This is a genomic window from Nocardia sp. NPDC055321, assembly GCF_053645575.1.
Map to the genome: position 1 here is coordinate 1 of NZ_JBSHMS010000068.1, position 2,419 is coordinate 2,419.

General features: G+C 68.3%; 3 protein-coding genes and 1 pseudogene. 1 reads left to right on the forward strand and 3 read right to left on the reverse strand.

All coding sequences use genetic code 11. From position 1 onward, the window contains the following. Together ACWIGI_RS41565 and ACWIGI_RS41570 are read right to left on the reverse strand one after the other, a co-directional pair. Nucleotides 1–91: pseudogene (locus ACWIGI_RS41565) on the reverse strand (dienelactone hydrolase family protein); the annotation flags it as partial. Nucleotides 92–468: 377 nt separating this feature from the next. Next, nucleotides 469–912 carry a hypothetical protein gene (locus tag ACWIGI_RS41570; RefSeq protein WP_454209206.1) on the reverse strand — a complete coding sequence of 148 codons (444 nt, stop codon included), beginning with the start codon at nt 910–912 and terminating at the stop codon, nt 469–471. A gap of 341 nt (nt 913–1,253) precedes the next feature. Between ACWIGI_RS41570 and ACWIGI_RS41575 the strand changes: the two genes are divergently transcribed. Further along, nucleotides 1,254–1,610 (forward strand): hypothetical protein, encoded by a 357-nt coding sequence (locus tag ACWIGI_RS41575; protein ID WP_454209207.1) that lies wholly within the window; start codon nt 1,254–1,256, stop codon nt 1,608–1,610. Between the two features lie 96 nt (nt 1,611–1,706). Here the strand turns inward: ACWIGI_RS41575 and ACWIGI_RS41580 are convergent. Continuing rightward, the coding region (locus ACWIGI_RS41580; RefSeq protein ID WP_454209208.1) for a hypothetical protein at nt 1,707–2,419 on the reverse strand (713 nt) is incomplete at its 5' end.

Below are 2,419 nucleotides of genomic sequence, written 5' to 3' on the forward strand. Positions count from 1 at the left end.
GGTGGGTGTCGAAGAAGGCGAAGATCCGCCGCCAGGCGTCGGATGTGGCGGCGTCGTCGTAGCCGAGCCCGGCCACCCGCAGCAGCCCCTGCGCGTTTCCGTGTCGAAGAAATGTTCACGATTGGTTCCTGTTCCATTTCGCCGCCGAACCCGATGGGAATGGATTCGACAGCGAGAGTGACTATTTCGGATGATTGGGCGACGTCCAGCCCTGGGAGGGCTTTCGGTGACGCTGCCGAAATCGTGGCAACACTCCTGACCGATGTTTCACCTGCCGCGCACGAGCACAGTCGGCCGCGCTCGGCTGCACCGCCGGCCTCAGACGCGCGTCACACGCGGGCAGCGCCGGCGCCGGAAACAATGCGCGACTGCGCTCAGCGCGTCGCCGCGGATGGACAGCGGTGCGTGGGCGGAACCGCCGGTGACCGCGGATCGCTGCCCGCGGGACACCAGCGGCCAGCTCACCGATCAGTCGTCGGCGTAGCCGTGTGCGAACTGCGGCGGGCCAGGGGGGATCGGTATGTCGAGCAGGGTGAGGAAGTCACGAAGTGCGCTGTCCCACTCGGGCTTGCGGGTCATCGGTGTCACCGGACCGCTGTAGCCGTGCAGATTCTGAACCGACGCTACGACCCTGACGACGACGGAATGATCGGAGTTGTCGGGCCCGTAGTAGTCCATGTCCACCGGGCTCGCGGCGGCCGCCGCACGGCCCTGCGCGCGGATCTCGCGTGCGGCCTCGCTGTAGTCGGTGATCGATGTGGGGTTGGGCGCATCGGTCGATGTGGTCCGCCGGGCGAGCTCATAGCGCCAGGTGCCGGTGTCCGATCCCCACCAGGCCGGTGCTCGGCTGGTGAGCTCACCATCGTGCAGAACAAGTCCAAGGTCGTAGCCGTAGTACAGATAGCTGCGCATCGCGCCCTCTCGAAATATGTCGGTCGATTCCGCACGGGTCCACCACGGTGGCCGCGCTGCGGGGTGCTCGATGGCCACCACGGTGCCAGCGCGGACCGACGATGTTGCGCCACGGCACCTCCCCGTCGAAGGCGTCCAATCACCGCTGAACAGAACGCAATTCGCGTCCCGGACAGCGCCCGCTCGAGATGGGTCGAGCAGATGGCCGCCAGCCGCTGTGAGGGACTTCGACAGGCATCGTGCGGGCGCGGTGTGGGCGTCGGCCGGCGGGGACTTCGAGGCTCGTGAGCTGAGTATTTTCCCGGTGTGAGCGCGGCCGGTGGGCAGCGAGAATGGGTTCTGTGATCATCGAGGGGAACGAGTCGTCGGGGCGTGTGTGGGACAGGGTGGTGGGGTGGGGCTTGTACGTCGCGGCGGTCGCGTTGGGGCTGACCGCGGCGGTGTTCAACATGGCGATCGCTGCTCTGGCCGCGGGGATTCACTGTCAATACGACGACTGTGACAGTGGCGGCACCCCAACGCATTTCCTGGGTGGCGCGATTGTGGCGTGGGCGGGGATCCTCGTCGCTCTCGTGGGAGCACTCACGCTGATGATCCGCTCCCAGCGTCAGGGCCGGATGATCTGGTTCTGGCCGCTGCCGGCGATCGCGATCATCGTCGCCAGCTTCTGTGCCGGTTTCTACGCCAGCGGCAGCTGAGCGCGCCGACACGTGTACCGCGCTGTCGCGGTCGGCGCACCCGGGCTGCCTTCGAGCCGCCGTGCGCATCGCGCGCACGGTACCCCGGCGTGGTGATCACAGCTGGGTGGCGGTTTCGAAGTACAGCGACCGCCGCAGTCCCGCGCCGTGCGCGTTGTACGAGGTGACGGTGATGTGGTCCTGGTCGCCGTGACCGCGGCCCACGACCTGGATCATCGCGACATCGCGGCGGGTCAGGTAGTCGCCGCCGGGCGCGCGCCGCGCGGCGGCGTGCGTGGCGCGGAACAGTTCGGCGGCGGTGTCCTCGGTGCCGAATTCCCGGCGGCCGGTCACGGTCACGCCCGCGATCGCGGAAGTGAGCTGGATCGCGAACCTGACCTGCTCGTCGTTCGAGGTCAGGGTCAATCCGAACTCGCGATCCTCGGCCCGGGTCAGGATCCGCTGACTCGGAAGCACCCGGTCGCTGTCATCGGCGCCGGTCAGCCATCGTTCGATGTAGATGATCCGGCGGCCGTTGGTGAGCATCGGGTAGATCCGCCGGCAGATCGCTTCCACGGTCTCGTACGCGGCGAATGCGGCAAAGGTGTGCAGTGCGGTGCGGGTGTCGATGTCGTTCATGCGAGGTCCTTCGTCGAGGTCATGGGTCGGGGCCGCGATCGACCGACCGGGCTCGGGCCTACGGCGATCGCGGCTGATGCGGTCCAGGATGGCCACTCGATTCCCCCGTGTTGCGGTCTCCGGGGTGGGGCGCGGGGCGGGCCGGCGGCGAACCCGGCGGCGGGCGACGGCGGAGTGGAGGTTGGCGCGCC